At 71.6% G+C, this 25,477-nt stretch carries 33 protein-coding genes; 25 read left to right on the top strand and 8 right to left on the bottom strand.

Annotated features, from left to right (window positions below):
- Nucleotides 1–539: 539 nt before the first annotated feature.
- Nucleotides 540–959, top strand: a complete 420-nt coding sequence (locus tag J3S89_RS03980; RefSeq protein WP_217926177.1) for a Ros/MucR family transcriptional regulator — start codon at nucleotides 540–542, stop codon at nucleotides 957–959.
- 37 nt (nucleotides 960–996) lie between these two features.
- Here the strand turns inward: J3S89_RS03980 and J3S89_RS03975 are convergent, their stop codons facing one another.
- Nucleotides 997–1,404, bottom strand: a complete 408-nt coding sequence (locus J3S89_RS03975) for a hypothetical protein (RefSeq protein WP_217926176.1) — start codon at nucleotides 1,402–1,404, stop codon at nucleotides 997–999.
- A gap of 222 nt (nucleotides 1,405–1,626) precedes the next feature.
- Between J3S89_RS03975 and J3S89_RS03970 the strand changes: the two genes are divergently transcribed.
- Both J3S89_RS03970 and J3S89_RS23030 read left to right on the top strand, forming a co-directional pair.
- A complete protein-coding gene (locus tag J3S89_RS03970) occupies nucleotides 1,627–2,040 on the top strand; it encodes a helix-turn-helix domain-containing protein (protein WP_338020044.1) in 414 nt (137 codons plus the stop codon).
- A complete protein-coding gene (locus J3S89_RS23030; protein WP_230488937.1) occupies nucleotides 2,037–2,870 on the top strand; it encodes a DUF6456 domain-containing protein in 834 nt (277 codons plus the stop codon). Before J3S89_RS03970 ends, J3S89_RS23030 begins: the two co-directional genes overlap by 4 nt.
- Before the next feature lie 16 nt (nucleotides 2,871–2,886).
- On the opposite strand, the gene J3S89_RS03960 is transcribed toward J3S89_RS23030, so the two are convergent.
- Together J3S89_RS03960 and J3S89_RS03955 are read right to left on the bottom strand one after the other, a co-directional pair.
- Nucleotides 2,887–3,315: a SufE family protein gene (locus J3S89_RS03960; protein WP_217926174.1), complete on the bottom strand. Its 429-nt coding sequence runs from the start codon at nucleotides 3,313–3,315 to the stop codon at nucleotides 2,887–2,889.
- A 134-nt stretch (nucleotides 3,316–3,449) separates the two neighbouring features.
- A complete protein-coding gene (locus tag J3S89_RS03955; RefSeq protein WP_217926173.1) occupies nucleotides 3,450–3,884 on the bottom strand; it encodes a DUF5330 domain-containing protein in 435 nt (144 codons plus the stop codon).
- 332 nt (nucleotides 3,885–4,216) lie between these two features.
- On the opposite strand from J3S89_RS03955, the gene J3S89_RS03950 reads away from it, so the two are divergent.
- Genes J3S89_RS03950 through J3S89_RS03940 form a run of 3 tightly spaced genes read left to right on the top strand, consistent with a single transcriptional unit; the run spans nucleotide 4,217 to nucleotide 7,488 of the window.
- Nucleotides 4,217–6,037, top strand: a complete 1,821-nt coding sequence (locus tag J3S89_RS03950) for a sensor histidine kinase (protein WP_217926172.1) — start codon at nucleotides 4,217–4,219, stop codon at nucleotides 6,035–6,037.
- 1 nt (nucleotide 6,038) lies between these two features.
- Nucleotides 6,039–7,079 (top strand): peptidoglycan-binding domain-containing protein, encoded by a 1,041-nt coding sequence (locus tag J3S89_RS03945; protein WP_217926171.1) that lies wholly within the window; start codon nucleotides 6,039–6,041, stop codon nucleotides 7,077–7,079.
- A gap of 19 nt (nucleotides 7,080–7,098) precedes the next feature.
- The gene (locus J3S89_RS03940; protein WP_217926170.1) at nucleotides 7,099–7,488 is read left to right on the top strand and encodes a DUF1491 family protein; all 390 of its coding nucleotides are present in this window, start codon (nucleotides 7,099–7,101) and stop codon (nucleotides 7,486–7,488) included.
- A gap of 8 nt (nucleotides 7,489–7,496) precedes the next feature.
- On the opposite strand, the gene J3S89_RS03935 is transcribed toward J3S89_RS03940, so the two are convergent.
- Nucleotides 7,497–8,780: a DUF2336 domain-containing protein gene (locus J3S89_RS03935; RefSeq protein WP_217926169.1), complete on the bottom strand. Its 1,284-nt coding sequence runs from the start codon at nucleotides 8,778–8,780 to the stop codon at nucleotides 7,497–7,499.
- A gap of 484 nt (nucleotides 8,781–9,264) precedes the next feature.
- Between J3S89_RS03935 and J3S89_RS03930 the strand changes: the two genes are divergently transcribed.
- Nucleotides 9,265–10,068, top strand: a complete 804-nt coding sequence (locus J3S89_RS03930) for a hypothetical protein (protein ID WP_217926168.1) — start codon at nucleotides 9,265–9,267, stop codon at nucleotides 10,066–10,068.
- Between the two features lie 29 nt (nucleotides 10,069–10,097).
- Here J3S89_RS03930 and J3S89_RS03925 read toward each other — a convergent pair whose 3' ends face one another.
- The 3 genes from J3S89_RS03925 to J3S89_RS03915 form a co-directional block, all read right to left on the bottom strand.
- The gene (locus J3S89_RS03925) at nucleotides 10,098–10,649 is read right to left on the bottom strand and encodes a DUF1254 domain-containing protein (protein ID WP_217926167.1); all 552 of its coding nucleotides are present in this window, start codon (nucleotides 10,647–10,649) and stop codon (nucleotides 10,098–10,100) included.
- Nucleotides 10,646–11,218 (bottom strand): DUF1214 domain-containing protein, encoded by a 573-nt coding sequence (locus J3S89_RS03920; RefSeq protein ID WP_217926166.1) that lies wholly within the window; start codon nucleotides 11,216–11,218, stop codon nucleotides 10,646–10,648. The genes J3S89_RS03925 and J3S89_RS03920 overlap by 4 nt, the downstream gene beginning before the upstream one ends.
- 158 nt (nucleotides 11,219–11,376) lie before the next feature.
- On the bottom strand, nucleotides 11,377–13,668 hold the full coding sequence (locus tag J3S89_RS03915) for a transglycosylase domain-containing protein (protein WP_217926165.1): 2,292 nt from the start codon (nucleotides 13,666–13,668) through the stop codon (nucleotides 11,377–11,379).
- 105 nt (nucleotides 13,669–13,773) lie between these two features.
- Between J3S89_RS03915 and J3S89_RS03910 the strand changes: the two genes are divergently transcribed.
- The 15 genes from J3S89_RS03910 (at nucleotide 13,774) to J3S89_RS03840 (ending at nucleotide 23,096) form a co-directional block, all read left to right on the top strand.
- Complete coding sequence (locus J3S89_RS03910; protein ID WP_217926164.1) at nucleotides 13,774–14,304, top strand: YcgN family cysteine cluster protein; 531 nt, start codon at nucleotides 13,774–13,776, stop codon at nucleotides 14,302–14,304.
- Between the two features lie 388 nt (nucleotides 14,305–14,692).
- Complete coding sequence (locus J3S89_RS03905) at nucleotides 14,693–15,178, top strand: hypothetical protein (RefSeq protein ID WP_217926163.1); 486 nt, start codon at nucleotides 14,693–14,695, stop codon at nucleotides 15,176–15,178.
- A gap of 79 nt (nucleotides 15,179–15,257) precedes the next feature.
- Entirely contained in the window at nucleotides 15,258–16,511 is a 1,254-nt protein-coding gene (locus tag J3S89_RS03900; RefSeq protein ID WP_217926235.1) for a DNA-packaging protein, read from the top strand.
- 141 nt (nucleotides 16,512–16,652) lie between these two features.
- Nucleotides 16,653–17,783, top strand: coding sequence for a phage portal protein (locus tag J3S89_RS03895; RefSeq protein WP_230488942.1), 1,131 nt, complete (start codon nucleotides 16,653–16,655; stop codon nucleotides 17,781–17,783).
- Nucleotides 17,780–17,968, top strand: coding sequence for a hypothetical protein (locus tag J3S89_RS03890; RefSeq protein ID WP_217926161.1), 189 nt, complete (start codon nucleotides 17,780–17,782; stop codon nucleotides 17,966–17,968). The genes J3S89_RS03895 and J3S89_RS03890 overlap by 4 nt, the downstream gene beginning before the upstream one ends.
- A gap of 19 nt (nucleotides 17,969–17,987) precedes the next feature.
- Entirely contained in the window at nucleotides 17,988–18,125 is a 138-nt protein-coding gene (locus tag J3S89_RS03885; protein WP_217926160.1) for a hypothetical protein, read from the top strand.
- Between the two features lies 1 nt (nucleotide 18,126).
- The gene (locus J3S89_RS03880) at nucleotides 18,127–18,729 is read left to right on the top strand and encodes an HK97 family phage prohead protease (protein ID WP_217926159.1); all 603 of its coding nucleotides are present in this window, start codon (nucleotides 18,127–18,129) and stop codon (nucleotides 18,727–18,729) included.
- Nucleotides 18,730–18,736: 7 nt separating this feature from the next.
- A complete protein-coding gene (locus J3S89_RS03875) occupies nucleotides 18,737–20,008 on the top strand; it encodes a phage major capsid protein (RefSeq protein WP_217926158.1) in 1,272 nt (423 codons plus the stop codon).
- A gap of 145 nt (nucleotides 20,009–20,153) precedes the next feature.
- Complete coding sequence (locus J3S89_RS03870) at nucleotides 20,154–20,729, top strand: head-tail connector protein (RefSeq protein WP_217926157.1); 576 nt, start codon at nucleotides 20,154–20,156, stop codon at nucleotides 20,727–20,729.
- The gene (locus J3S89_RS03865) at nucleotides 20,726–21,061 is read left to right on the top strand and encodes a phage head closure protein (protein WP_217926156.1); all 336 of its coding nucleotides are present in this window, start codon (nucleotides 20,726–20,728) and stop codon (nucleotides 21,059–21,061) included. Before J3S89_RS03870 ends, J3S89_RS03865 begins: the two co-directional genes overlap by 4 nt.
- The gene (locus tag J3S89_RS03860) at nucleotides 21,058–21,459 is read left to right on the top strand and encodes a DUF3168 domain-containing protein (RefSeq protein WP_217926155.1); all 402 of its coding nucleotides are present in this window, start codon (nucleotides 21,058–21,060) and stop codon (nucleotides 21,457–21,459) included. The genes J3S89_RS03865 and J3S89_RS03860 overlap by 4 nt, the downstream gene beginning before the upstream one ends.
- Nucleotides 21,460–21,478: 19 nt before the next feature.
- On the top strand, nucleotides 21,479–21,892 hold the full coding sequence (locus J3S89_RS03855) for a phage major tail protein, TP901-1 family (protein ID WP_217926154.1): 414 nt from the start codon (nucleotides 21,479–21,481) through the stop codon (nucleotides 21,890–21,892).
- Between the two features lie 14 nt (nucleotides 21,893–21,906).
- Nucleotides 21,907–22,323, top strand: coding sequence for a gene transfer agent family protein (locus J3S89_RS03850; protein ID WP_217926153.1), 417 nt, complete (start codon nucleotides 21,907–21,909; stop codon nucleotides 22,321–22,323).
- Nucleotides 22,323–22,484, top strand: coding sequence for a phage tail assembly chaperone (locus tag J3S89_RS03845; protein WP_217926152.1), 162 nt, complete (start codon nucleotides 22,323–22,325; stop codon nucleotides 22,482–22,484). The genes J3S89_RS03850 and J3S89_RS03845 overlap by 1 nt, the downstream gene beginning before the upstream one ends.
- A gap of 18 nt (nucleotides 22,485–22,502) precedes the next feature.
- Nucleotides 22,503–23,096, top strand: coding sequence for a phage tail tape measure protein (locus J3S89_RS03840; RefSeq protein ID WP_217926151.1), 594 nt, complete (start codon nucleotides 22,503–22,505; stop codon nucleotides 23,094–23,096).
- 23 nt (nucleotides 23,097–23,119) lie between these two features.
- Here the strand turns inward: J3S89_RS03840 and J3S89_RS03835 are convergent, their stop codons facing one another.
- Entirely contained in the window at nucleotides 23,120–23,377 is a 258-nt protein-coding gene (locus J3S89_RS03835) for an HP1242/YdcH family protein (RefSeq protein ID WP_217926150.1), read from the bottom strand.
- An 88-nt stretch (nucleotides 23,378–23,465) separates the two neighbouring features.
- On the opposite strand from J3S89_RS03835, the gene J3S89_RS03830 reads away from it, so the two are divergent.
- The 3 genes from J3S89_RS03830 to J3S89_RS03820 are packed head-to-tail and all read left to right on the top strand — an operon-like array spanning nucleotide 23,466 to nucleotide 25,473.
- Nucleotides 23,466–24,116 (top strand): DUF2460 domain-containing protein, encoded by a 651-nt coding sequence (locus J3S89_RS03830; RefSeq protein ID WP_217926149.1) that lies wholly within the window; start codon nucleotides 23,466–23,468, stop codon nucleotides 24,114–24,116.
- The gene (locus J3S89_RS03825; RefSeq protein ID WP_217926148.1) at nucleotides 24,113–24,994 is read left to right on the top strand and encodes a DUF2163 domain-containing protein; all 882 of its coding nucleotides are present in this window, start codon (nucleotides 24,113–24,115) and stop codon (nucleotides 24,992–24,994) included. Before J3S89_RS03830 ends, J3S89_RS03825 begins: the two co-directional genes overlap by 4 nt.
- Entirely contained in the window at nucleotides 24,991–25,473 is a 483-nt protein-coding gene (locus J3S89_RS03820; RefSeq protein ID WP_217926147.1) for an NlpC/P60 family protein, read from the top strand. Before J3S89_RS03825 ends, J3S89_RS03820 begins: the two co-directional genes overlap by 4 nt.
- Nucleotides 25,474–25,477: the final 4 nt, after the last annotated feature.

The following is a 25,477-nucleotide window of genomic DNA, read 5'->3' as shown; positions in this document are numbered from 1 at the left end:
ATCTCGAGCGTTACTCGGGATCCGCGCGGCCGATCCTGCCGCCGCATCCGTTCGACGGGGGGCGTCCCCGGCGCGGCACGATGCCGCGACGCGGGACTTTAGGTCGCGACGACCGCGACGACAATCGCACTCGCCGGGCGCGACGTCGCGTCACCCGACGACCCCGCGACGAACCGAGGAAATTCGCCCCGGATCGGATCGATTCGTCGTGAATCACACCACAACGTGATCGACGATGGTGGTCCTGGTTCACATTTTTCGCCGTGTTGCTCGCCTCATGTGCCCGTTCGGCTGTGCTTCCATGCAAGGCGGACATGCGTCGGCAGGTGGTCGACTGCCGATCTGAAATAAAAATCGGCGCGACATCTTGTGCTTCTCGAAAACTCTGCCTATACGAAGAAATCGATTTACGAGGGCCGTGATTCAATCAACGACTACGGGAGTTGATGCCCACGTTTCGGAGCATCAAGCCGAGTTCGCCGATGAATCCCGGCCCGACCGGCCGACCCGAGGCATCGCCTCAGGCAAGAAGGTGAAAGATGACCGATACCGCCAACAGCAACCTCATCGATCTGGCCGCCGACATCGTGTCGGCCTACGTGAGCAACAACACGGTCCCTGCGGCCGAGTTGTCGGGCCTGATCGCCGAGGTCTACGGTGCCCTGCAGCGCACCTCCACCGGCGTCGCCCCGGAGCCGATGCCCGAGCCGCTGAAGCCGGCGGTTCCGGTCAAGAAGTCGGTCAACCCGGACTTCATCGTCTGTCTCGAGGACGGCAAGAAGTTCAAGTCGCTGAAGCGCCATCTGCGCACGCAGTACAACATGACTCCGGAAGAGTACCGCGAGAAGTGGGGTCTGCCGACCGACTATCCGATGGTCGCCCCGAACTATGCGCAGGCGCGTTCCGATCTCGCCAAGAAGATGGGCCTCGGCCAGCAGCGTCGTCGCGGCGCGCGCTGAGCGACCTCTCCTCGACTGCCTTCGAGCGCCGCGGATCTCACGATCCGCGGCGTTTCGCGTCTTCGGGCAGGCGTGCCGGCGCACGCCTCTCCGCCGCCGCGCTCCGCGACGGGCGCGGCCGCCCTCCGGCGCGCCCCGGCCACCACGGCGAGCCGCTCTCGCGCCGCCACAGATCGGCCTCCGCCGCCAACGCCCGGATCAGCCCGACGTGCCGGTCGAGACTGTAGCTCCAGTGCCGCGCCCGGCCGCGCCGCCGCTCCGAGCCGAGCGCGCGAACCACCCGGTCGAGGATCCGGGCGCGTCCCTCGCGCGAGCGATCGGCGAGTTCGCCCGGCGTGACCGGGACGAGGCGCGGCAGGATCCGCTCGCGCTCGCCCGCGCGCCACACGGGCGGCTCGTCGAGGGACGTTGGGCGGTCGGAAACATCGGTCGTGGGACGGGTCATGGTGGTCTCCTCGTGTTCGAGGAGGAGTGTCGCCCCATGCGACCCCACCGAGGACAACTCGACCCGATCTCACCGCAACGAGAAATTGGTGAAATTCACCATATATATCTTCAGTTATCCCCACCCCCTCCGCGCCGCCGATAATCGAGAGGTATTTATTCCTATATCTCTCGCGACGGGGGGATCGTCATGCAGCCCACTTCGATCGATCGACGCGGATCCGTGTCGGTCTCACGACCATGTCGCAGCCGGCTTCCCGGCGAGCGGAGACGCAACCGCCGGCCGCTCGCCCCGCGCACCGACGTCGATCGCCGCGCCGAAAGCTGCCGGCTCCTCGAGGCGCTGGTGGCGCGCGCCTTCGGCGTGACGGTCCCGGATCTGCGCGGCGTCACCCGCGGCCATGCGCCGGTCGCCTTCGCGCGTCAGGTGGCGATGTACGTCGCCCACGTCTGGTTCCGCTTCTCTCTGAGCGAGGTCGGCCGCCGCTTCGGCCGCGACCGCACCACCGTCGCCCATGCCTGCCGGGTGGTGGAGGAGGAACGCGACGACCCCCACATCGATCGGGTGATCAGCGCCATCGAGGCCTCCGCCGACCTCTGGCACGACTTCGTCGCCAGTCTGGAGGGCCAGGCATGACCACGTCCGAAACCCGATCCGGGCGCCGCGTCGCGCGCCTGTTGGACCTGTTGGAGACCTCCGAGGGCCACCTCGAGGGGGGCGACGGCGCCACGATCCGCCTCACCGGCCCGAACGGCCTGCGCCGCATGCGGTTCGAGCCGGACCAGATGGCGGACCTGATCGCCGAGGGGCTGATCCGTCTCGACGGCGACCCCGCCGATCGGGTCGTCCTCACCGCGGCGGGCCGGGCGCGGGCACGGCGCGGACGGCGCCTCGGCGAAGTCGACGGTTTTCGCCTCCAGCACGGCGACGTCGCCCCCGTCTCCGGCGGCGATCCGATCGTCGTCGATCGCGCCGAGAGCCCGCTCGCCTGGCTCGCGCGCCGCCGCGATCGCTCCGGCCGAGCCTATCTGTCGCCCGCCCGTGTCGCCGCCGGCGAGCGGTTGCGCGCCGATTTCACCCTCGCCCGGATGATGCCGACGATGACCTCGAACTGGTCGAGCGGCCGGGTTCAGGCCGGAAACGCGGGGGCCGGTGGTCTCGCCGATCTGACCGACCGGGCGCTGGCGGCGCGCGAACGCGTCCACCGCGCGCTCGACGCCGCCGGTGCCGATCTCGCCGGGGTCCTGCTCGACGTCTGTTGCTTTCTGAAGGGCCTGGAGGAGGTGGAGAGCGATCGCCGCTGGCCGGTCCGGTCCGCCAAGGTGGTGCTCGACATCGCCCTCGGCCGCCTCGCCGATCACTACGGCCTCGGCGACGAGGCCCGTGGCGCCGATCGATCCGGTCGCCTGCGCGCCTGGGGCAGCGGCGACCATCGCCCGTCCGCCTCGCGCGCGACGCCCGACTGAGCGTCGATCGACGAGATCAGGCGCCCGCGCCGGCCGCGCGGGCGTCGGCGCGGATCCGCTCGATCATCGCGTTGACCCCGTTCGCCCGTTGCGGGGTGATGTGGTCGCGCAGCGAGATGGCGGTGAAGATCGGCTCCGGATCGAGGGCGAGGATCTCGTCGGGCGTGCGGCCGGAGTAGATCGCCAGCATCACCGCGACCAGTCCCTTGACGATATGGGCATCCGAATCGCCGCTGAAGGTGAGGCGCGGGACGCCGTCCGGATCGGTCTCGACGCGCGTCGCCAGCCACACCTGCGAGGCGCAGCCGCGCACCTTGTTGGCGTCGGTCCGATCGGCCTCGTCGAGCGGCGGCAGCGCCTTGCCCAGTTCGATCACGTAGCGATAGCGCTCTTCCCAGTCGTCGATGACGTCGAAATCCGCCAGAATGTCGTCGATGCTCGCCAAGGCTCGAGCCTCCCCTTCGCTCGCTCCTCTATAACGACCGCGCGGCCCTTCGAAAACCGTCGATCGAAACGAAGACCCCGCCGGACGAGGATCCGACGGGGGGCAGAGGGCGTGCGGGGAAGGCGAGGGGCGGCTCAGGAGAGCGGGCGCGGCGCCGGCATCGGCACGATCGAGGCGCGCAGGGGAACCGGCAGCGCGGCGGCCGGCGCGCCGTGGGCCGGCGTCGCGGCGGCATGAGCGGGCGCGGCGGCGGCCGGAGCGGCGGCGGCCTCGCTCGGGGTCGAGCCGGTGGTGTCGCGTTCGCGGCCGTCGAGCTGCTCGTAGACCCAGCGCGCGCCGGTACGCGCCTTGGCGCCGAAGCCGTCGAGCGCGGTCTTGCCGGTCTCACAGGCGTTCGGATTGCGCGAGCAGAAGCCGCGCAGATCCTCGAAGGTCGACTGCGCCGCGCCGATCGCCTCGAAGGTCGAGACCGAGCGCGCGGCGCCCGGCCGCGCCGTCTCCGACGGATCGGCCGGAATCAGCAGCACCACCAAGGAGAGCCAGAAGGCGGCGCGAAGAAGAAAGAACATGAGTTGCCTCCCCGGAGACCGGCGACGCGGGGGAAGACCCGGACGTCGCTTCGAGGATCACCCTAGCGGAGACGATTGAAGGTCGGGTTCAGCCGAAACCTCGAATTTGAGCGAAAAAGCGGGTGGTTTCGTTAGCTCGCCGTTCACCATGACGACGATTGGTCGTGGGGTCGGACGATTATTCGGTTCGCTCCGGCCGTTCTTCCGCTCTGGCGCGATCGCCTCGGCGCGCGATCCCCCGGCCCTCAACAGGCTGTTAAGTCGGCGATGCCATCATGCCCCCGTCGACGCTCCGTCGGAGGGCCGGCCCACTTCAGTGGTGAGTTGATCGAGTGACCGAGTATCGTCATCAAGGCCCCTTCGCGCATCTGGAGCGCTTCGTCGATGGGCTCGTGCCCCAGCGCGTCGCCGGCGACGGCCTCGAATGGCGCCGTCACAGAGCCTTCATCGCCGCCAATCTCTTCGCCGGTCTCGCCGCGCTCGGCCTGTTGCCGGTGTGGCTGGTGCTGGCCGGGCCGACCGGACTGGTCGAATCGGTGGCGCTGATCGGTCTCGTCGCCCCGGCGCCGATCGCGCTCTGGGTCGCGCACGGCGGCGAGCTGCGCCGCGCCCACGTCGCCTCGGCGGCGGTGTCGGCGCTGGTCCTCGCCTGGATCGCGCTCTTCACCGGCGGCATCGCCTCCTACGCGCTCTTCGCCCTCGGCGTCGTGCCGATGGAGGCGGCCCTGTCCGGCCGCCGCGACGTCACCCGCATCGCCTTCGCCTTCGCGCTGATCGCCTTCGCGGGCGTGGCCGGCATCGATTTCGCCGGCGCCCTGCCGACTCCGGTCGGCGGCGGCGCCCGCGCCCTCGAGGTGCTCATCCCCGGTCTCGCGATCATCTACGCCGGCGGTCTGGCGCTGCGCATGGAGATCGTCTCCCGCGCCGGCGACGAGGTCGCCCGGCGGCGCGCCCATCACTTCCGCCTCGTCGCGGAGAACATTTCCGACATCGTCACCGGCCACGGCGCCGATGGCGACATCGTCTTCGTGACGCCGGCCGTCGAGCGGGTGCTCGGGGTCGCGCCCAACAGCCTGCGCGGCGACGGTCTCTTCCGGATGATCCATGTCGGCGATCGCCCGGCCTATCTCACCGCCCTTTCGGAGGCCGCCACCCGTGGCCGCGCCGCCGAAGTCGAATTCCGCGCCCGGATCGACGACGAGAACGGCCGTCACCGCTGGGTCTGGCTCGAGCTGCGCTGCCGCCCGCTCGACGCCCGCGATCCGCTGATCGGCTCCGCCAAGGTCGTCGCCGTCACCCGCGACATCACCGATCGCAAGGCCCAGGAGGAGGAACTCCTGCGCGCCCGCGAGACGGCGGAGGAGGCGAGCCAGGCCAAGACCCGGTTCCTCGCCAACGTCAGCCACGAGCTGCGCACCCCGCTCAACGCCATCATCGGCTTCTCCGAGATGTTGAGCGCCGAGATCTTCGGACCGCTCGGCGATCCGCGTCAGCGCGAATACGTCGATCTGATCCACGATTCGGGCAATCACCTGCTCCAGGTGGTCAACGACATCCTCGACATGTCGAAGATCGAGACCGGCACCTTCGACGTCGTCGCCGAACCCTTCGATCTCGGCCCGCTGCTCGAGGGCGTGTGTCAGCTCATGTCGCTGCAGGCGGAGGAGCGTGGTCTGCGCCTCACCCTGCAGGTGCCCGAGAACCTGCCGGAACTGAGCGCCGACCGCCGCGCCTGCAAGCAGATCCTGATCAATCTCCTCTCGAATGCGGTGAAGTTCACCGACCGCGCGGGAACCGTCACGCTCGGCGCCCGTGTCGACGGCGACCACGTCGCGATCTTCGTGCGCGACACCGGCATCGGCATCTCCGAGAAGGACATCCGCCGCCTCGGCACCCCCTTCGTCCAGGCCGATTCCGGCTACGACCGCCGCCACGAGGGCACCGGGCTCGGCCTGTCGGTGGTCAAGGGACTGACCCAGTTGCACGGCGGCACCATGAAGATCGAGAGCCGGCTCGGCGAGGGCACCTGCGTGACCATCCGCCTGCCGCTCGATCCGAGCGAGGCGAGCGTCCCCGTCGTGTCTCCGCGCGTGGTCGATCTGATCACCCCGGTCGCCGCCGAATCGCGCCCCCTCGAGCAGAAACGCGCCTGACATGACGAGATCCGCCCGCCCCACCGCCCGCACTTGGGACGACCAGCCCGCCGGTCGCGGCACCCCCGCCGGCAGCCTGCCCATCCGCGTCGCCGAGGCCGCGCTGCGCCACCCCGTCACCACCGGCGGCATCTTCCTCTCGGTGGTGATGATCGGCGTCATCGCCGGCAATGCCCTCGGCAATCAGCCGAAGCGCCACCCCCATCCCTGGTTCCAGACCCGGCTCGTCGACGGTCCGGCCACCACCGGCTCGAATGCGATCCCGCTGCCGCAGCCGGCGCCGCTCGCCCCCGTCGCCCAGCCCGCGCAAGCGACGCCGGCCGCCGCCGCCCCGGCCCAGACGCCGCCCGCCGTCCTGCCGCGACCGCGGCCGATGACGGCGGTCGAACAGCCGGGCGCCCTGCGCGATCTCCAGGTGGCGCTGCGCGATCACGGCCTCTATGCCGGTCCGATCGACGGCGTCCTCGGTCCTGCCACCGCCGAGGCCATCCGCGCCTTCGAGCGGCGCCTCGGCGCGCCCCAGACCGGCGAGCCGAGCGACCTGCTGCTCGCCGCCGCCCGCGCCCTCCATCCCGGCGACGCCGCCACCACCGCCTCGACGCCGCCCCCCGGCCGCCGGGTGGAAGCCGCGCCGCAGCCGCAGCCCGGCAGCGGCCTTCCGGTCGAGCCGGTCGCCTTTGCCTCCGACACGCCCTCGATGCGCATCGCCACCGCCGACGCCGTCGCCCATCCGGTCTCGCCGGAGGCCTATGGCACGTTGCCGACGGTCGAGGCCGAGATCGAGGCGCCGGTCTTCACCGGATCGATCCGCCGCGCCGCCCGCGAGCCGCTCGCGCCCGGCGGCGAGGCGCGCCTCCAGAAGATCCAGCGCAACCTGATCGCCGCCGGCTACGGCCCGCTCAAGGCCGACGGCCGTTGGGACGACCGTTCCGCCTCCGCCGCCCGCCGCTTCGAGGCCGACAACGGTTGGCCGGCCACCGGACGCCCGAGCGAACGGCTGGTCTCGGGTCTGGCCCTCGCCGTCGCGGGCCATCGGCGCTGATCGGCGAAGGGATCCGCCCATGCGCGTCGCCTCGGAAATCTGGGTTTCGGCGTTGATCCGCCGCGCCTTCGCCGCCGGCGCGGCCGCGTTGGTGCGCCGACGCGGCGACGCCACCGCCGGGGCGATCTGGGTCGTCGTCGACCGTCTCGACGGCACCGTCGATCTGCACGTCCCCCGGCCGCAGAGCGAGGTCGGCACCGCCGACGCCGACGACCGGCGCTTCGAGACCGTGCTCGCCGGCGCGCCCGCCGCCGAGGTCGGCACGCGCATCGACCGGGAGGCACGGTTCGATTCGGATCTGTGGGTGGTCGAGGTGGAGGATCGCGACGGCCGCTCCTTCATCGAGCCGCCGCCGGTGGATCCGCGCGCGCCGCCGCCGGAACGCCCGGTCTGGCCGCCGAAGATGTGAGCCGCGCCTCAGGCGCGGCGGCTGGCGCCGTCGGTGGCACCGATCCGGGTCTCGCCGGTGCCCGCCTCGCGCGGGGTTCCCGCCGCCTCGCGCCGTTCGGCCGCGTCGCTCTGGCGCAGTGCGCCGGCGCGACGGGCGAGACGATCCTCGCGCCAGGACAGGACCAGATGTTCCGCGACGCGGCGCGGTGTCCGCTCGACCAGGGCGGCGAGATCCTGGAGCATCCCGAGCGTCGCCGCCGGGCCGAGATGGTGGAGCAGGACCGAGGTGGCGCGGATCTCGCCGATGCCGCAGGCGACCAGCACCACCGCCAGCGCCTCGCCGCTCGGCTCCGCCAGGATCGCGTCGACGAGGCCGCGCTCGAGCCCGAGCGCCTCGGTCAGCGCCTCGGCCAGGACCGAGGCGTCTTCCGCCGTCGCCGCCCGCAGCAGCCGATCGCCGAGAAGGCCGGGCTCGCGCACGCCGCCGCGCGCCGGGCCGGTCCGCGTCGCCGTCTCCAGCGCGGCGCTCTGCAGCGCCCGCCAGCGGCCGGCCGAGGTCATTGCCACGAAGGCGTGGCCCTTGCGCGAGGCGGACGTCGTCTCGGCGCGCTCGAGCCGTTCGGGCGAACGGTCGAGAGCGGGAACCGTCGGAGAGGTTTCGGTCGTCTTGGGCATCGGGCGCACCGGAACGTCGAAGAGGGGCGGCGGGGTGAGACGAACGCGGGCCTCGACGGCCGGAGCCGGCGTCGGCTCCACCGCGTCGGCGCCGTCGAGGGCGTCCGTCACCGGGGCGGGCGCGCGCGCCGAAAGGGGGGAGGACGTCGCGGCGGGGGCGGCGGCGATCTCGTCGCGGCGACGCTTGGCCGGCACGATCACCGGCCGGGTCGGGCCGGTCACGGTGCTGTCGACGAGGACGGCGGCGATGTCGGGGGCGAGATCGAGCCGGCGGGTGACGCAGCGCACGTGTTCGGGGCCGCGCCGCATGATCTCGACCAGATCGGAGGAGGTGAGGACCGGCGATTCGACGATCATCGGTTCGGCCACCTCGATCGAGTCCATGGCGAGCCGGCGCGCGATCTCCGGCGGCGTGTCCGGGCGCTTGGAGAGCGCGATCGAGACGCGTCGGCGCGCCGGGGTGACGGCGGCGTCGAGGAGGCCGTCGACGAGCGCGGCGAAGGCGCGGATTTCGCCCTTGTCGTGCGTCGGCGCGCGCAGATAGAGGTCGACCACGTCGGCGAGCATGTCGTGCGGACCGCGCCGGGGCACGGCGTGGTCGTCGGCGTTGGGAACCACAGGCTCGGAACGATGCATCGCGGGTCTCGTCGCAGCGGAAATGGCGTCGGACCCACTATCGGCGTGAGCGGTTAACGCTCTCTTAACCATGATCGCGCATGGATCGAAACGAGCGGAAGATCGGACCGCTCCCCGCGTTCGCGTTCGACGCGCGCCCTCCGGGCGACGCGCTCATGCCTTCCTCCCACGCCCTGGGCTCACGAGGAGAGATCGATGGGAGACGTCGTGAACTTGGCGACTCTACGCCGCCGCATCCGTCCGGCCCGGGCCGATCGTTCGGACCGCCTGGGCGAGATCGTGCTCTTCACCGGGGTTCGCATCGAACGGTGGGAGGATCCCGCCACCGATGGGACCGGCGTCGAGACCGATCGGAGACCGCGCTCTCCGCGTCGTCGCGGCGGGCGCTGAGGCGAGAACCCCGCCGTGCCCGCGGCGGACATCGAGGACCGGGCCGCCGTGGGGGCGGCTCGTCCGTGTTGCGAGCGGCCGGGGAGGCGCGCCCATGATCGTGGCTCCGATCCGTGTCGCCGCCCTTCTCCTCCTCGCCGTCGGGCTCGGGGCCTGCGCCCGCGAGACCGGCGACTTCGGTCGCGCCAAACCCAACACGCTCGACGACCGGGTGATGCCCTTCCTCGGCGACACGGTCGCCCGCCACGGACGCGGCGAACTCGTCTCCGACTTCAATCGCACCGATCGCGAGGCGACCCTGCGCGATCGCGCCTGGGCGCTGGTTCGTGCCCCTCACGTCGAGGATTGGTTCGGCAACCGGCTGGTCGAGGCGCAGCGCACGCGCATCCTGCCGGAGATCGATTCCCGCTTCGAGCCGGGCGGCTATTACGCCTATCTGCGCCGCGATCCGTTCCGCTCCAGCGAGGCGCGGTGGAACCGACTGCTCGCCGACATGCGCGCCGACACCGGCCTCGTCGGCCCCTTCTGGGACGAGGCGCGGCGCGTCCGTCAGGACGACCAGCTGCGCCTGCGGGCGGTCGACGGCCGTCACGACGTGGCGGCGGAGGAGTTGCGCGACGCCACCGCCCGCATCGAGGAGAACGCCCGCGTCGTCGATTGGACCTGGCGGGCGCTGCGCTTCCGCCTCGCCGCCTATCGCATGGCGATCGACCGCATCATGGTGGAGACCCCGTCCGATCGTCTGTGGGAGGCGAACCAGACCTGGGGCGCTCTGCGGCAGGCGATCGAGAAAGCCGAGGCCGATTTCCCGGCCGAGACGCGCCGCGTCGCCGGCCCGACCCGCCGCTCGCGCTACGGCGAGGGCGCCGGCATCCACGAGGTCGTGCCGCAGAAGTGATACCGAACGCGTGAAGTTTCGACCGTCACTCAGCCGAGCGGCGCCGAGCGGCATTCGGCGTCCTTCAACGCCTTGCCGATCTCCGCCTCCATCGACGGCTGCTGACGGAAGATCTGGAAGAGGGCGATCCCCTCGCGGCCCTTCCAGTCGACGATCACCACGTCCTCGAATTCCTCCGGCGGGTTCTCCCGCAACTGCGCCACCTGGACCTCGTCGGCGACCAGCACGTCGGCCGCCTTCTGCCCGGCGCCGCGATTGTCGAAGCCCCAGACGTGCAGGCCGCGCCGGTCGTAGAGCGACAGCGACCAATAGACGTCCGGCGGCGTCGCCTTGATCCGGATCGGCCCCTTGTCGAGCACGAAGCGGCAGGTCGCCTGGGCCATCGCCGGATCGAGACCGGGCAGGCGTCCCTCGGCGCCGATCGGCGGCAGGATCGAGAAGGCCCCGTCGGGACCGAAACGGGCGATCTCCTCCCACGGGTCGTTGACCGCGTAGCGCGGCACGCCGAACACCGTGGCGATATGGACGATGCCCGCCATCATCGCCACGCCGGCGAGCCACATCGCCAGTTTCCCGATCATCGACAGACCTCCCGTTCGATCGTCGGCAGGCTCGGGAGCGCGCGGTCGGAAGCGAGCGTGATCGGCGTGTCGTAGAGCCGGAGCGTCAGCACCACCTCGCCATGGGTCGGGCTCGGCAGCCAGTTGCCCGGCCGGGCCGTCGCCGACAGCGCGACCTGGAAACGGCCCTCGCCGTCGCGCAGCAGACTGCGGCTGTCGAGATGGGCGCGGCCGATCGGCGAGCGCGCCGGATGGCCGCTCGCGTCGCTCGCCGTCAGCGTCCACAGGCGCGCCGCCGGCGAGACGCCGGTGAGCACATAGGTGCAGCGCCCCTCGAGAGTTCGGCCGGCGGTGTCGGCATCGGCGACGAAGGTCAGCCCCTCGCCGGCGCCCATGCCGAATTCGCCGGTGCGCGCCACCCGCGCCCGCACGTAGGGATCGGCGGTGGCCGCGTCGATCGTCGGCAGCGCGCGCCAGCCGCCGACCGTCACCGTCCCGGTTCGCGGCGCCGCGAGCATGAACCACGCCGAGCCGATCCCCAGGACGAGGCTGAGGGCCATGGCGAGGAGAAGGGACAGGAGAAAGCGCAAAGTCCGTACCTTCGCCGGAGGGGACGCGCTCGCCGACGCTCGCGAGCCTGGAATGATCGGCGGCCGAAGCGGTGGCCGCCGGACGGAATCGTGCCGCTTCGGCCGATCGGATCCTCTTCGCCGCGCTCCCTCGCGTCAATGCCGGGAGCGTCGCCCGCTCATCGGGTCAGCACCCGGACGTCCCCGCTCGCCCGCCAGCCCGACCCGGGCGAGGCGATCCTGAGGGTCGACCGGCCGCCGAGCGGCGCCAGCGCGCCCGAACGCTGCGGCCCACCCTCGAGACGGGAGATCGGCGGCGCCGCCTGGAGCCGGCCGGTGAGATCCTCGATCGTGCCGGTCGCCTTGACCGAGAGCGGACGCGGCCGCTCCGCCGCCGACGACCGCTCCGGGGCGCCGAGACCACCGGCGCCGCTCGCGGCCACCGGCACCCCGCGCCGGGGCGCCGGGAAGCCGGGCGCCTGTTTCAGTTCGACACCCTGATGGGCATAGGTCATGACGTCGTGCCAGATCGGGGCGGGCACCATGCCGCCGGTCACCCGCTCCATCGGCCGGTAGTCGTCGTTGCCGACCCACACCGCGCCGACCAGATTGCCGGTGAAACCGCAGAACCAGGCGTCGCGCGACGACTGGGTGGTGCCGGTCTTGCCGCCGGCGGGAATGCCGTCGAGCTTGGCGCGCTGGCCGGTGCCGTTCTCCACGGCGTAGTTCAGCATCGAGTTGAGTTCGGCGATCTTGTCCTGCGGGAAGATCCGTTCCGGCGGCGGCGCATGGAGCGCGCGATCCCACAACACGCGGCCGTCGGCGCGCGCGGTGATCTGCTCGATCGGCGTCGGATGGACCCGGTAGCCGCCGTTGGCGAAGGTCGCGAAGCCGGCGACGTGGTCGATCATGTGGACCTCGACCGAGCCGATCACGAAGGGCCAGTCGGGCTTCTTCGGCAGATCGATGCCGAAGGCGCGCGCCACGTCGGCGACCCGCTCGCGGCCGACCTGCTGGGCGAGCTGGACGGGAATGGAGTTGAGCGAACGGGCGATCGCCTCGGTCAGCGAGACCCGGCCGTAATAGCTGCCGCCGTAGTTCTTCGGGCACCAGTTGCCGATGCAGATCGGCTGGTCGGTGACCATCGTGTTCGGCTTCTTGCCCGAAAGGAGAGCGGCGAAATAGACGTAGGGCTTGAACGACGACCCCGGCTGACGGGCGGCGTCGGTGGCGCGGTTGAACTGGCTGGCGCCGTATTCGCGCCCGCCCACCATCGCCCGGACGGCGCCGTCCAGGGTCATGAAGACCGCCGCCGCCTGGGAGATGTCGAGCTCCTCGCCGTTCTGGCGCAGGGCGTTCTCGACCGTCTCCTCGGCCTTCTTCTGGATGCCGACGTCGAGCGAGGTGCGCACCACCAGCGAATGTTCCGCCGGCGCCATGTCGCGGATCGCCTGGAAGGCGTAGTCGAGGAAATAGTCGGGCGAATAGGTCCGGGTCCGGTCGACCGGCGTCGCCGGATGGCGCCGCGCCGCCAGCACCTGACCCTCGGTGAGGAACCCGGCGGCGACCATGTTGGAGAGCACGTCGTTGGCGCGCGCGCGGGCCGCCGGCAGGTTGACGTGCGGGGCGTAGCTGGTCGGCGCCTTGAAGAGGCCGGCGAGCATCGCCGCCTCGGCGAGATCGATGTCGCGCACCGACTTGCCGAAATAGAACTGGCTCGCCGCCGCCACCCCGTGGGTGCCGCCGCCCATGTAGGCGCGGTCGAGATAGAGCTTCAGGATCTCCTGCTTGCTCATGTGCGTCTCGAGCCAGATCGCCAGGAAGGCCTCCTTGATCTTGCGATCGAAGGTGCGCTCGTTGGAGAGGAACAGGTTCTTGGCGAGCTGCTGGGTCAGCGACGAACCGCCCTGGCGTACCTGCTGGTGACGCAGATTGGCGATGATCGCCCGCATCGTGCCGAGCACGTCGATGCCGAAATGCTCGAAGAAGCGCCGGTCCTCGGTGGCGAGCAGCGCCTTGATCAGGTGATCGGGAAACTCGGACAGCGGCACCGAATCATTGAGCAGGATGCCGCGCTGACCGATCTCGCTGCCGTAGCGATCGAGGAAGGTCACGGCATAGTCGGCATTGGCGCGCCAGTCGGTCTTGGTGATCTCGAGCGCGGGAATGGCGAGCGCCAGCATCGCCACGAGGCCGCCGGTCCCCAGCGTCACCCCGTCGCCGGCCACCTCGAAGAAGCCGCGCGCGACGCCGCGCACCCGGAAGGCCCGCATCGCCACCGTCAGCCGGCGATAACCGGCCGCGACCCCGTCGATGGTCTTCCAGATCGTCGTGTCGAGCCAAGCGTCGGCGGCGAGCGCGGCGTTGCGCAGGCGCCGGCCGAGATCGCGACGCGGCGGTTCACCGCCCTCCGGCGGCGGCGCGTCGGGAGGCTCGATCGGGGTAACGGAGGGCGGACGATCCTCGGCCAAGGGGGCTGTCCCGTGTCGTGGCGGTGTCGATCGTCCCGGCGCGGGACGGTCGAAATGGTTGACGAGATCTTAAGCAATCGGCATGCCTCGGTCGAGGGGCGACGCATGCGCCGTCCCCGACCTCCGCGAGAAAGACCGACGACCGTGACCGAGCCCTATTGGAAGACCAAGCGCCTCGATGAGATGACCCGCGAGGAGTGGGAGGGGCTGTGCGATCGCTGCGGCCGCTGCTGTCTCAACAAGCTCGAGGACGAGGAGACCGGCGAGATCTATTGGACCAACGTCGCCTGCCGCCTGCTCGATTCGACCACCTGCCTGTGCTCGTCCTACCCGAACCGTCACGATTTCGTGCCCGACTGCGTCGAGCTCGACGTCGAGGAGGTGGTCACCCAGACCTACACCTGGCTGCCGCCGACCTGCGCCTATCGCGTCCTCGCCGCCGGCAAGGATCTGGCGTGGTGGCATCCGCTGGTGTGCGGCGACCCGGACATGATCCATCGCGTCGGGATTTCGGTGCGTGGCCGTGTGATATCCGACGAAAATATCCCCGAGGACGGCTACGAGGACCACCTCTGCGACTGGCCGGGCGAGGATCCGGCGCCGCCGCGCCCGGCCGCCGCGCCGAAGAAACCGTAACGATTTCAACAGATCGGAGACGAGGCTGGACTCGGCGATAGGAATTTATGCCTTGAAATCGGGTTGCAGGCTTGACGGCGTCACGCTCGGCGGGCATGCTTTCCTCATGATCGCAGACGTGTCGGTGGGGCGGGGCTCCTCCCTCCGGTGAGGCTTCGCCCTCCGGTGGGATCTCGCCGGTAGCCGGCGCCCGCACCACGGGGCTCGCCGCCGCGGGTCGGGCCGTCTCCGATCGAACCCGACTTCGACCTCTCGAAATCGACCCCTTCACATCGATGCCCGCAGGATGCGCGATCCGGTCGCCGCGTCGAGGCTCGCGCAGGACGCGGGGCTCCGACCGGGCCCGGCGTCGCGCCGCCGCGCGTCGACGAGACGAGTTGGACCGCGCGTGACCGCCGATACGAGTGATCCCTTCGACCCGCCGTCTTCGCCCTCGGATCCGCCCTGGAACGAGATCCGCGCCGCCTACGAGGGATCCGACCTCGCCGTCGCCGCCATCGCCCGCGCCTATGCGGTGACGCCGGAACGGATCTGGCGCCGCGCCCGCCGCGAGGCCTGGCCGCGACGGCGCGGGGCCGAACCGGGGACGGCGGCGAAATCCACCGAGCCGCTCGATCGCGGCACGCTCGTCGCCCGCCTGTTCCGGGCGGTCGAACGCCAGATCGCCGAGGTCGAGCGCCGCTTCGACGGCGCCGCTCCGGCGAGCCTCGAGGAAAAGGACGCGCGCACCCTCGGCGCGCTCGCCCGCACGCTCGAACTTCTGATCGGCCTCGAGAAACAGGCCGGCCGCGACACCACCGAACCGGAGCCCGACATCGATGCGTTCCGTCTCGACCTCGCGCGCCGCCTCGAAAGTCTCCGCCGCGCCGAGTGAGATCGACCTTACTGGGCGGCTTCGCGCCGCGCTCAGGGCCTGCGACGAGCGCGACGAATTGGATCTCGCCGCCCTCGCCATGAGCCCGACCGAGCACGATCGTCTCCGCGACGACTGGTCCTTGTGGGCCCGCCCCGATCAATTGCCGCCCGCCGGCGACTGGACCACCTGGCTGCTGCTGGGTGGACGCGGCGCCGGCAAGACGCGCGCAGGCGCCGAATGGGTGAAGGCGCTGGCGCTCGGGCGACCGCCCTTCGCCGACGGCCCCGCCGGCCGTATCGCCCTGGTCGGCGAGACCTTCGCCGACGTCCGCGACGTGATGATCGAGGGGGTCTCCGGCCTCCTGCGGATCCATCGCCGCGCCGAGCGGCCGACCTGGAAACCGTCGCTCAGGCGGCTCGAATGGCCCAACGGCGCGGTGGCGCAGGCCTTCTCGTCGGAAGACCCGGAAGCCCTGCGCGGCCCCCAGTTCGAGATCGCCTGGGCCGACGAGATCGCCAAATGGCGCCATGCCGAGGAGGTCTGGGACATGTTGCAGTTCGGTCTGCGCCTCGGCGACGCCCCGCGTCAGGTCGCGACCACCACGCCGCGCCCGGTGCCGCTGGTCAAACGGCTGGTCGCCGATCCGGCCTGCGTGGTGGCGCGCGCCTCGACCCGCGCCAACGCCTTCAATCTGGCGCCGCGCTTCCTCGATACGGTCGTCGGCCGCTATCAGGGCACCCGGCTCGGGCGCCAGGAGCTCGACGGCGAGCTGATCGAGGATCGCGACGACGCCCTGTGGCGGCGCGACGAGATCGATCGCCTGCGCCTCGACGCCGCCCCGCCGATGACCCGCATCGTCGTGGCCGTCGACCCGCCCGCGACCTCCGGCCCCAAGGCGGACGCCTGCGGCATCGTCGCCGCCGGGGTGAGCGAGACCGGCATCGGTCACGTCCTGGCCGACGCCACCGCGCGCGGCCTGCGCCCGACCGACTGGGCGGCGCGCGCGGTCGCGCTCTTCGAGACGCTGGAGGCCGACGCCCTGGTGGTCGAGGTCAATCAGGGCGGCGAGATGGTCGAGGCGGTGTTGCGCGAAGTCGCCCCGGAGGTGCCGGTGAAGCCGGTCCGGGCGACGCGCGGCAAATGGCTGCGCGCCGAGCCGGTCGCCGCGCTCTATCAGCAGGGCCGCGTCCGCCACGTCGGGCCGCTCTCCGAACTCGAGGACGAACTCTGCGATTTCGGCCCCGAGGGCCTGTCGTCCGGCCGCTCGCCCGACCGAATGGACGCCCTGGTCTGGGCGCTCACCGCCCTGATGCTCGAGGGGCGAGGCCGCCCCAAGGTGCGCAATCTCTGACGGCGGCCCGGCCGCGATCCCTCGTTCGCGACATTCGAGAGGTTCCCCATGTCCCTGTTCTCCCGCCTCCGGCGTCGGGTCACCCCCGGCGGCGGACCGATCCCGGCCGCGCCGATCGCCCCGCCCGAGACCCGCGCCTCGATGACCGGACCCTGGGTCGCCTGGCAATCCTTCGGCCAGCCGGTGTGGACCCCGCGCGACTACGCCGCGCTCGCCCGCGCCGGCTACGTCCGCAATCCGATCGTCCATCGCGCCGTGCGTCTGATCGGCGAGGCCGCCGCCTCGGTGCCCTGGACCCTCTACGAGGAGGAGAACGAGGTCACCAGCCACTCCATGCTGTCGCTGCTCGCTCGGCCCAATCCGCATCAGGCGGGACCCGCCTTCCTCGAGGAGGTCTACGGCCACCTGCTCGTCGCCGGCAACGCCTGGATCGAGCTGGTCGTCGTCGACGGGGTCCCGCGCGAACTCTACGCCCTGCGCCCCGACCGCATGAAGGTGCGGGTCGGCGCCGACGGCTGGCCCGACGGCTGGGACTACGGCACCGGCGAGCGCAGCGTGCGCTTTCGCGCCGATCCCGACGGCCCCCCGCCGATCCTGCACCTGAAGACCTTCCATCCGCTCGACGACCATTATGGTCTCGCCCCGCTCGAGGCGGCGCAGACCGCGCTCGACATCCACAATCAGGCCTCCGCCTGGACCAAGGCCCTGCTCGACAATTCGGCCCGGCCCTCGGGCGCGCTCGTCTATCGCGCCGACACTGGCGCCAATCTCTCCGACGAGCAGTTCGAACGGCTCAAGAAGGAGCTGGAGGAGGGGTTCCAGGGCGCCGCCAACGCCGGCCGGCCGCTCCTCCTCGAGGGCGGGCTCGACTGGAAGGCGATGGGTTATTCGCCGAAGGAGATGGATTTCATCGAGGCGAAGCGCGAGGCGGCGCGCGAGATCGCGCTCGCCTTCGGCGTGCCGCCGATGATGCTCGGCATTCCCGGCGACAACACCTATTCCAACTATGCCGAGGCCAATCGCGCCTTCTGGCGCCTGACCGTGCTGCCGCTGGTCGTCCGCACCGCCGCCGCGTTGCAGGGCTGGCTCGCGCCGCTCTGGGCCGAGGATCTGCGCCTCTCCTTCGACACCGATCAGGTCGACGCCATGTCGACCGACCGGGAGGCGCTGTGGAGCCGGGTCGGCAAGGCCGACTTCCTCACCGAGGACGAGAAGCGTTCGGCTTGCGGCTACGGCCCGCGCGCGACCGCCGAACCGGGGTTGCCGACGTGACCGACCTCACCGCCACCTTCGTCGAGCGCGGCGATCTCGGCCATCTCGCCCTGTTCCTCTGGGCGAGCGGCGCCTCCGGCCTTCTGGTCTGGGCGCTGCGCGAGATCGCTGCCTCCAACCGCCGCTTCGAGGACTTCGTCACCGAGATCGCCCGCCTCGAGCGCCTCTTCGCCGATCCCGACTGACCCACATCGAGGATGTTCCATGACCCGTTGGATCGCTCGTCTCGCGAACGGGAGCGCCGTCGCGCGTCCCGATCATCGCGCCGTCTTCGCCCGTTTCGTCGCCGCGCTCGCCGCCCGCTCGCCGCGCCTCGCCACCCCTCGTGTCCGCGAGGTGTGACATGACGCAGCCGCTCGCCGGCCCCGAGGTCAAACGCCTCGCGGTCGATCTCGCCTCCGTCGACGCCGACGGAACCTTCACCGGACACGCCTGCCTCTTCGGCGTCGAGGACCTCGCCCGCGACGTCGTCGAGCCCGGCGCGTTCCGCGCGACGCTCGCCCGGCGCGGCGCGGCCGGCGTCAAGATGCTCTGGCATCACGACCCGGCCGAGCCGATCGGCCGCTGGCTCGACATTCGCGAGGATGCCCGCGGCCTCTTCGTGCGCGGCCGCATCCTCACCGAGGTCGCGCGCGGTCGCGAGGCGCTGGCGCTGATGCGCGCCGGCGTCCTCGACGGCCTGTCGATCGGCTTTCGCACCGTCAAGGGCCGCCGTGACGCCCGCTCCGGCATCCGCCGCCTCGCCGAGGTCGACCTCTGGGAGATCTCGCTCGTGACCTTCCCGATGCAGCCGGCCGCCCGCGTGGCGTCGGTGGAGGCCGCGCGCGGCCTCGCCGGCGCGTCGGCGCATCGCGACCTCGTCCCCCGCTCCGTCCTCGACCTTCCCCCCGCCGCCCTCGCGGCGACCATCCGGCGCGCCGCCGCCCTTCTCAGAACCCCGAGGTGATCCTTCCATGACCGACTTCGACATGTCCGCGAACGAACCCGCGCCGGAGACCAAGGCGTCGCCGACGCCCAACGCCGACGTGAACCATGCCTTCGGCACCTTCATGAGCGAATTCGAACAGTGGCGCGACGAGAACGACCGTCGTCTCGCCGAGATCGAGCGGCGCGGTGCCGCCGATCCGCTGATCGAGGAGAAGCTCGCCCGTCTCGACCGCGCCATGGACGAGAGCCGCCGCCGCGCCGACGATCTCGCCCTGAAGCAGGCCCGGCCCCGTCTCGGCCTCGACGGCCGCGAGGCGATCGTGGCGAGCGAGCACAAGGCCGCCTTCGAGGGCTACATCCGCTCCGGCGCCGTCGGCCGTCTCGACCGGCTGGAGGCGAAGTCCCTGTCGGTCGGCACCGCCGCCGACGGCGGTTACGTCGCCCCGGCCGAGCTCGAGCGCGCGGTGACCATGCGCCTCGCCCAGATCTCGCCGATCCGCGCCATCGCCGGCAATCGCCAGGTCTCGAGCAGCGTCTTCAACAAGCCCTATTCGCCGGTCGGCGCGACCGTCGGCTGGGTGGCGGAGACCGGCGCCCGCGCTCAGACCACCACTCAGACCCTGCAGCAGCTCGCCTTCCCGACCATGGAACTCTACGCCATGCCGGCCGCGACCCAGGCGCTCCTCGACGACGCCGCCATCGACGTCGAGGCGTGGATCGCGGAAGAGGTGCAACAGGCCTTCGCCGAACAGGAGGGCGCCGCCTTCGTTACCGGCGACGGCGTGTCGAAGCCCAAGGGCTTCATGGCCTACGGCCGCGTCGAGAATTCGTCCTGGGCCTGGGGCAGCCTCGGCTACGTCGCCACCGGCGTCGCCGGCGGCCTGCCGACCGCCAACCCCTCCGACAAGCTGGTCGATCTCGTCTACGCGCTGAAGGCCGGCCATCGCCAGAACGCCACCTGGGTGATGAACCGCAAGACGCAGGGCGAGATCCGCAAGCTCAAGGACGCCCAGGGCCACTATCTCTGGCAGCCGCCGGCCGTCGCCGGGTCGCCGGCGACCCTGATGAACTTCCCCGTGGTCGAGGCCGAGGACATGCCGGCGATCGCCACCGACGCCTGTCCGATCGCCTTCGGCGACTTCCGCCGCGGCTATCTGGTGGTCGACCGGCTCGGGGTCCGCGTCCTGCGCGATCCCTATTCCGCCAAGCCCTACGTGCTCTTCTACACCACCAAGCGCGTCGGCGGCGGGGTCCAGGACTTCGAGGCCATCAAGCTCCTGAAGTTCGGCACGGCCTGACCGCCCGTCGGTCGGACGCCTCCTCCCGTCCCACGTTCGATCGACCGCGAAGGCCCCGTGCCGTCGCGGCCCGGCGGTGTTCTCCTCCCTGGCCCCGCCGGGCCGCCCCTCTCTTCGTCTTCGTCCTGTCACGTCGAGGTCCCCGATGACCGTGTCGTTGCTCGCACCGCCCACCCTCGAGCCCGTCTCGCTCGAGGAGGCCAAGGCCCATCTGCGTCTCGCCGGATCCGACGACGACGATTACGTCTCCGCCCTGATCGTCGCCGCCCGTCTCCAGGTCGAGACGGCGATCCGCCGCGTCCTGATCGATCAGACCTGGCGCGTCTATCGCGACGACTGGCCGGCCGACGGGTCGATCGATCTCCCGGTCGCCCCGGTCCGCTCGATCGTCGAGATCGTCGTCTATGACGCCGACGGCGAGCCGACGACGCTCGCCCCGGCCGCCTGGGCGCTCGACGCGGCGAGCGTGCCGGCGCGGCTCCGGTTGCTCGGCACCGGCCCCGCCCCGGGCCGCCCGCTCAACGGCATCGAGATCGACGTCGTCGCCGGTTACGGCCCCTCCGGCGTCGCCGTGCCGCAGCCGCTGCGACTGGCGATCATGATGCTGGTGGCGCGCTGGTTCGAGAATCGCGAGGGCGCCGGCTTCGGCATCGTCCCCTCGGCGGTCGCCGACGCCTTCGAGGCGCTGGTCGCGCCCTATCGCGTGATGAGGCTGGCATGACCGGCGCCGGATCGTTCTCGGCCCGTCCGATCGGTGCGCTGCGCCATCGACTGACCCTCGAGCGCGCCTCGCTCGGCCCCGACGGTGAGACCGTGTGGACCGCCGACGGATGGCTCTTCGCCGCGCTGCAGCCGCTCTCGGGCGGCGAGGCCGAGGTCGGCGGCGGCATGAGCGGCCGGGTCACTCACCGCATCGAGATCCGCTTCCGCGACGATCTCACGAGCCGCGACCGCCTGCGCAAGGCCGATCGCGTCTTTCGCCTCGTCGCCGTGCGCGATCCCGACGAGCGCCGCGCCCGTCTCGTGATCGACGCCGAGGAGGAGAACCGATGAGTGCCTCACTCGCGCTCGGCGCCGCCGTGCTCGCCGCGCTGCGCGCCGATGCGACCCTTTCCGCCGCGCTCGGCGGCCGGATCTGGGATGCCGCGCCGCGCGATCCCGGCTTCCCCCACCTCGTCCTCGACGACGTGACGAGCCGCGACCGCTCCGGCCTCGACGCGGCTCTCGAGGAGACCCGGCTCGCGCTGCGGATCGCCTCTCGCGAGGGCGGCCGCGCCGAGGCGGCGCGGCTCGCCGAGCGGGCCGAGACCGTGCTGGCGGCGGCCGCGCTCGCGCCCGCCGGGCGCCGCGTCGTGCTGTTGCGCCGCGAGAGTTCCGAGACGCGGATCCTGCGCGATCGCCGCACCGCCGAGGCAGTGGTGCGCCTCGTCGCGCTGACCGAACCCACCTGATCCGAAGAGGACCCCCGACATGGCCGTTCAGAGAGGCAAGGACCTCCTCCTCAAGCTCGACGACACCGGCACCGGCGTCTACGTCACCGTCGCCGGCCTGCGCACCCGCCGTCTCGCCTTCTCCGAGGAGGCGGTCGACGTCACCACCACCGAGAGCGCCGATCGCTGGCGCGAGCTCCTCTCCGGCGCCGGGGTCCGCCGCGCCCACGTCTCCGGGTCCGGTGTCTTCCGCGATGCCGCCTCGGACGCGGCCGTGCGGTCGACCTTCTTCGCCGGCGCGCTCAAGACCTGGCAGATCGCACTGCCCGACTTCGGCGTGATCCAGGGCGCCTTCCTGATCGCGGCGCTGGAATTCACCGGCGCCCACGACGGCGAACTGACCTTCGATCTCACGCTGGAATCGGCCGGCGCGCTCACCTTCACCGCGATCTGAGGGGAGGGGAAGCCATGGCCAATCGCCGCCGCGGCGAGGTCGAGGCGATCGTCGACGGTCGCCCGCGCGTCCTCTGCCTGACCCTCGGGGCGCTCTGCGAGCTGGAGGCGGCCTTCGCCGTCGACGATCTCGCGAGCCTCGCCGAACGTTTCGCCTCGGGTCGCCTCAAGGCCCGCGACGTCGCCCGTGTCTTCGCCGCCGGCCTCTCCGGTGGCGGCACGCCGACCACCGAGGCCGAGGTTCTCGCCCTGCGCATCGACGGTGGCCTCGTCGGCGCCGCCGCCGTGGTCGCCGATCTCCTCGCCGTCACCTTCGGCGGCGACGAGCCGGTGGGGGGGGCGGCCGGGGAGGGGCTTCGGGCCGGGGAGGGCGCGCCGTCCCCTCGGTCGGTCCCGGGGGCGGTCGAGCCGCCTTCCCCTGGGACGACGTGATGCGTCTCGCCTTCACCCGCTGGGGGCTGGCGCCGGCCGCCTTCTGGTCGATGACCCCGCGCGAACTCGCCGCCGCCCTCGGCGGCCCGCGTGCCGGCCTCGGCCCCGACCGCGCCACCCTCGACCGCCTGATGCGCCGTTTTCCCGACGCGTCCGCCTGATCCTCCCGGAGGTCCGCCATGTCCACGTCCGACGCCACCGACCAACTCGCCGAACTCGATGCCGCCGGCGCCTCGCTCGCCGATCGCCTGAGCTCGCTCGACGATCTCTCCAAGACCGTCGGCTCGTCGCTCTCCACCGCCTTCAAGGGCGCGGTGGTGCAGGGGAAGTCGCTCGACGGCGTGTTGCGCGGCATCGTCGAGAGATTGTCGAGCAGGGCGCTCGACGCGGCGCTCGCCCCTCTCACCTCGGCGTTCGGATCGGGCCTGACGTCGCTGATGTCGTCCCTGACCGGGGCCTTCGGCTTCCGCGACGGCGGCGTCTTCACCGGCGGTCGCGTCACGCCCTTCGCGAGCGGGGGCGTCGTGTCCTCGCCGACCTATTTCCCGCTGCGCGGCGGAACCGGACTGATGGGGGAGGCGGGCGCGGAGGCGATCCTGCCTCTGACGCGCGGCGCCGACGGGCGTCTCGGGGTCGCCGCCCAGGGCGGCGGGGCGACCACCAACGTCACCTTCAACGTCACGGCCCCCGATGCGGCGAGCTTCCGCCGATCGGAGGCGCAGGTGACGAGTATGTTGGCCCGCGCCGTCGGACGGGGACGGCGCGGGCTCTGACACCGGACCCAACGAGGAGGGGCTCAGGTTCCGGTGTGTTCGATCGGCTGGAGAGCCTGCTGAATGATGTCGAGATGGTGGAGTCGTTTCTTCTTCAGCGTCTCGAGGTGTTCATCCGAAGCGGTCTCGAGTTCGTTTTCGATCCGCAGGATCTCGAGGTTGACTTCACCGTAGCTCTGTACGGCCTTGGAGAACTTTCCATCGACCAGCACCAGCGAACGAATCCGTTCGGCGTGTTCGGGGAATTCCTCCGCGAGGTCATGGGAAGAATGAACGCTCATCTCTCTCGTCTCCTCCTTCTACGCGATGGTTACCCGGCCTGCCCGGAAGCGTCGTTGAGGAAAATCAAATGTATGGAGGACGAAGCGAATGACCGACACCGTCATCGTCGACGCGGTGGAGTTTCCGCTCGCCGTCGCCCTGGGCGCCACCGGCGGGCCGGGGCGCAAGACCGAGATCGTCGCCCTCGGGTCGGGTCGCGAGGTCCGCAACGCCCGTTGGGCCGACAGCCGCCGCCGCTGGGACGCCGGATCCGGCGTCCTCTCCCTCGACGATCTCCAGGCGGTGATCGCCTTCTTCGAGGCGCGGCGCGGCCGGCTGCACGGGTTTCTCTTCCGCGACCCGCTCGACGATCGCTCGGGGCCGGCCTCCGCCGCGCCGACGCCGCTCGACCAGCCGCTCGGAACCGGCGACGGCACGACCGCGCGGTTTCAGCTGATCAAGGTCTACGGCGCGCCGCTGCGGCCGTGGACGCGGGTTCTCACCCGGCCGGTCGAGGACAGCGTCCGCGTCGCCGTCGCCGGGGTCGAGAAGACGCGCGGCGTCCATTTCACCGTGTCGCCGAGCGACGGCGGCGTGACCTTTCTCGCCGGGTCGATCCCGCCGGCCGGCGCGGCGGTCACCGCCGGATTTCGCTTCCTGGTGCCCGCCCGCTTCGACACCGACGAGATCCGCGTCGATCTGACCGCCTTTCTCGCCGGCGCCATCCCGACCATTCCGATCGTGGAACTCGCCGCATGAAGACGCTTCCCCCCGATCTCGCCGCCGCGCTCGCGAGCGGCGTCGGCACCTTCGCCACCTGTTGGCGCCTGACCCGCGTCGACGGCCGGGTCTTCGGCTTCACCGATCACGACCACGCGCTGGTCTACGGCGGCGTCACCCACGAGGCGGCGACCGGCCTCGGCGCCACCGAGGCGACCGCCCATGCCGATCTCTCCGTCGGCGGCCTCGAGATCGAGGGCGCGCTGTCGTCCGAGGCGATCACCGCCGCCGACGTCGAGGCGGGTCTGTGGGACGGCGCCGCCGTCGAGATCGACCTCGTCGACTGGAGCGCGCCCGACCGGCGCGTGACCCTGCGCAAGGGCACCCTCGGCGAGATCGTCCGCATCGACGGCGCCTTCACCGCCGAGGTGCGCTCGCTCGCCCATGTCCTCGACGAGACCCGGGGCCGGCTCTTCCAGCATCGCTGCGACGCCGAGCTCGGCGACGCGCGCTGCGGTCTCGCCGTCGCCGAGGTGCCGGCGGTGGTCGACGCGGTGCTCGATCCCCATCGCATCCGGGTCTCCGGGCTCGAGGCGGTCGCCGCCGGCGACTTCGATCGCGGCATGGCCCGTTTCGTCTCCGGTCCGCTCGCCGGACGGCGCTCGGAGATCCGCTTTCACGGCGTCGATCTTCAGGGCGTGGTGCTCGATCTGTGGCAGCCGATCGCCGAGAGCCTCGCCGTCGGCGTCGCGCTCGCGGTGACACCCGGCTGCGACCGCCGCTTCGAGACCTGCCGCGACCGTTTCGACAACGCGGTCGCCTTTCGCGGCTTTCCCCACATTCCCGGCAACGACTTCCTGATCGTCTCGCCGACCGTCGGAAGCGTCGTCAACGACGGCGGAGCCTACGTCACATGACCTTCGATCCCGTCGCCCCCGCCGCGCCTTCGAGCCGCGCGGCCATCGTCGCCGCCGCCCGCCGCTGGATCGGCACCCCCTATCGCCATCGCGCCAGCCTGGAAGGGGTCGGCTGCGACTGTCTCGGCCTGGTGCGCGGCATCTGGCGGGAGTTCTACGGCGACGAGCCGGAGGATCTCCCCGCCTATGCCGCCGATTGGGCCGAGGCCGGGCGCCGCGAGACCCTCGCCGCCGCTGCCGGGCGCCATCTCGTGCCGGTCCCGGTCGATCGCGCCGCCCCCGGCGACGTGGTGCTGTTCCGCTGGCGCCCGGATCTGCCGGCCAAACACGCCGGCATCCTCGCCACGCCGACCCGCTTCGTCCACGCCTACGACGGCTCGGCGGTGGTCGAGAGCCCGTTGGGGACCTGGTGGCGCCGCCGTCTGGCCTGCGCCTTCGCCTTTCCCGGCGTCCTCGCCGACCCGACCTCCTCGGAGTGACGTC

The organism is Pinisolibacter aquiterrae, from assembly GCF_019160155.1.
Taxonomy (GTDB): Bacteria; Pseudomonadota; Alphaproteobacteria; order Rhizobiales; family Ancalomicrobiaceae; genus Pinisolibacter; species Pinisolibacter aquiterrae.
The sequence above is the reverse complement of the archived record's forward strand: the minus strand, read 5'-3'. Positions and strand labels throughout refer to the sequence as shown.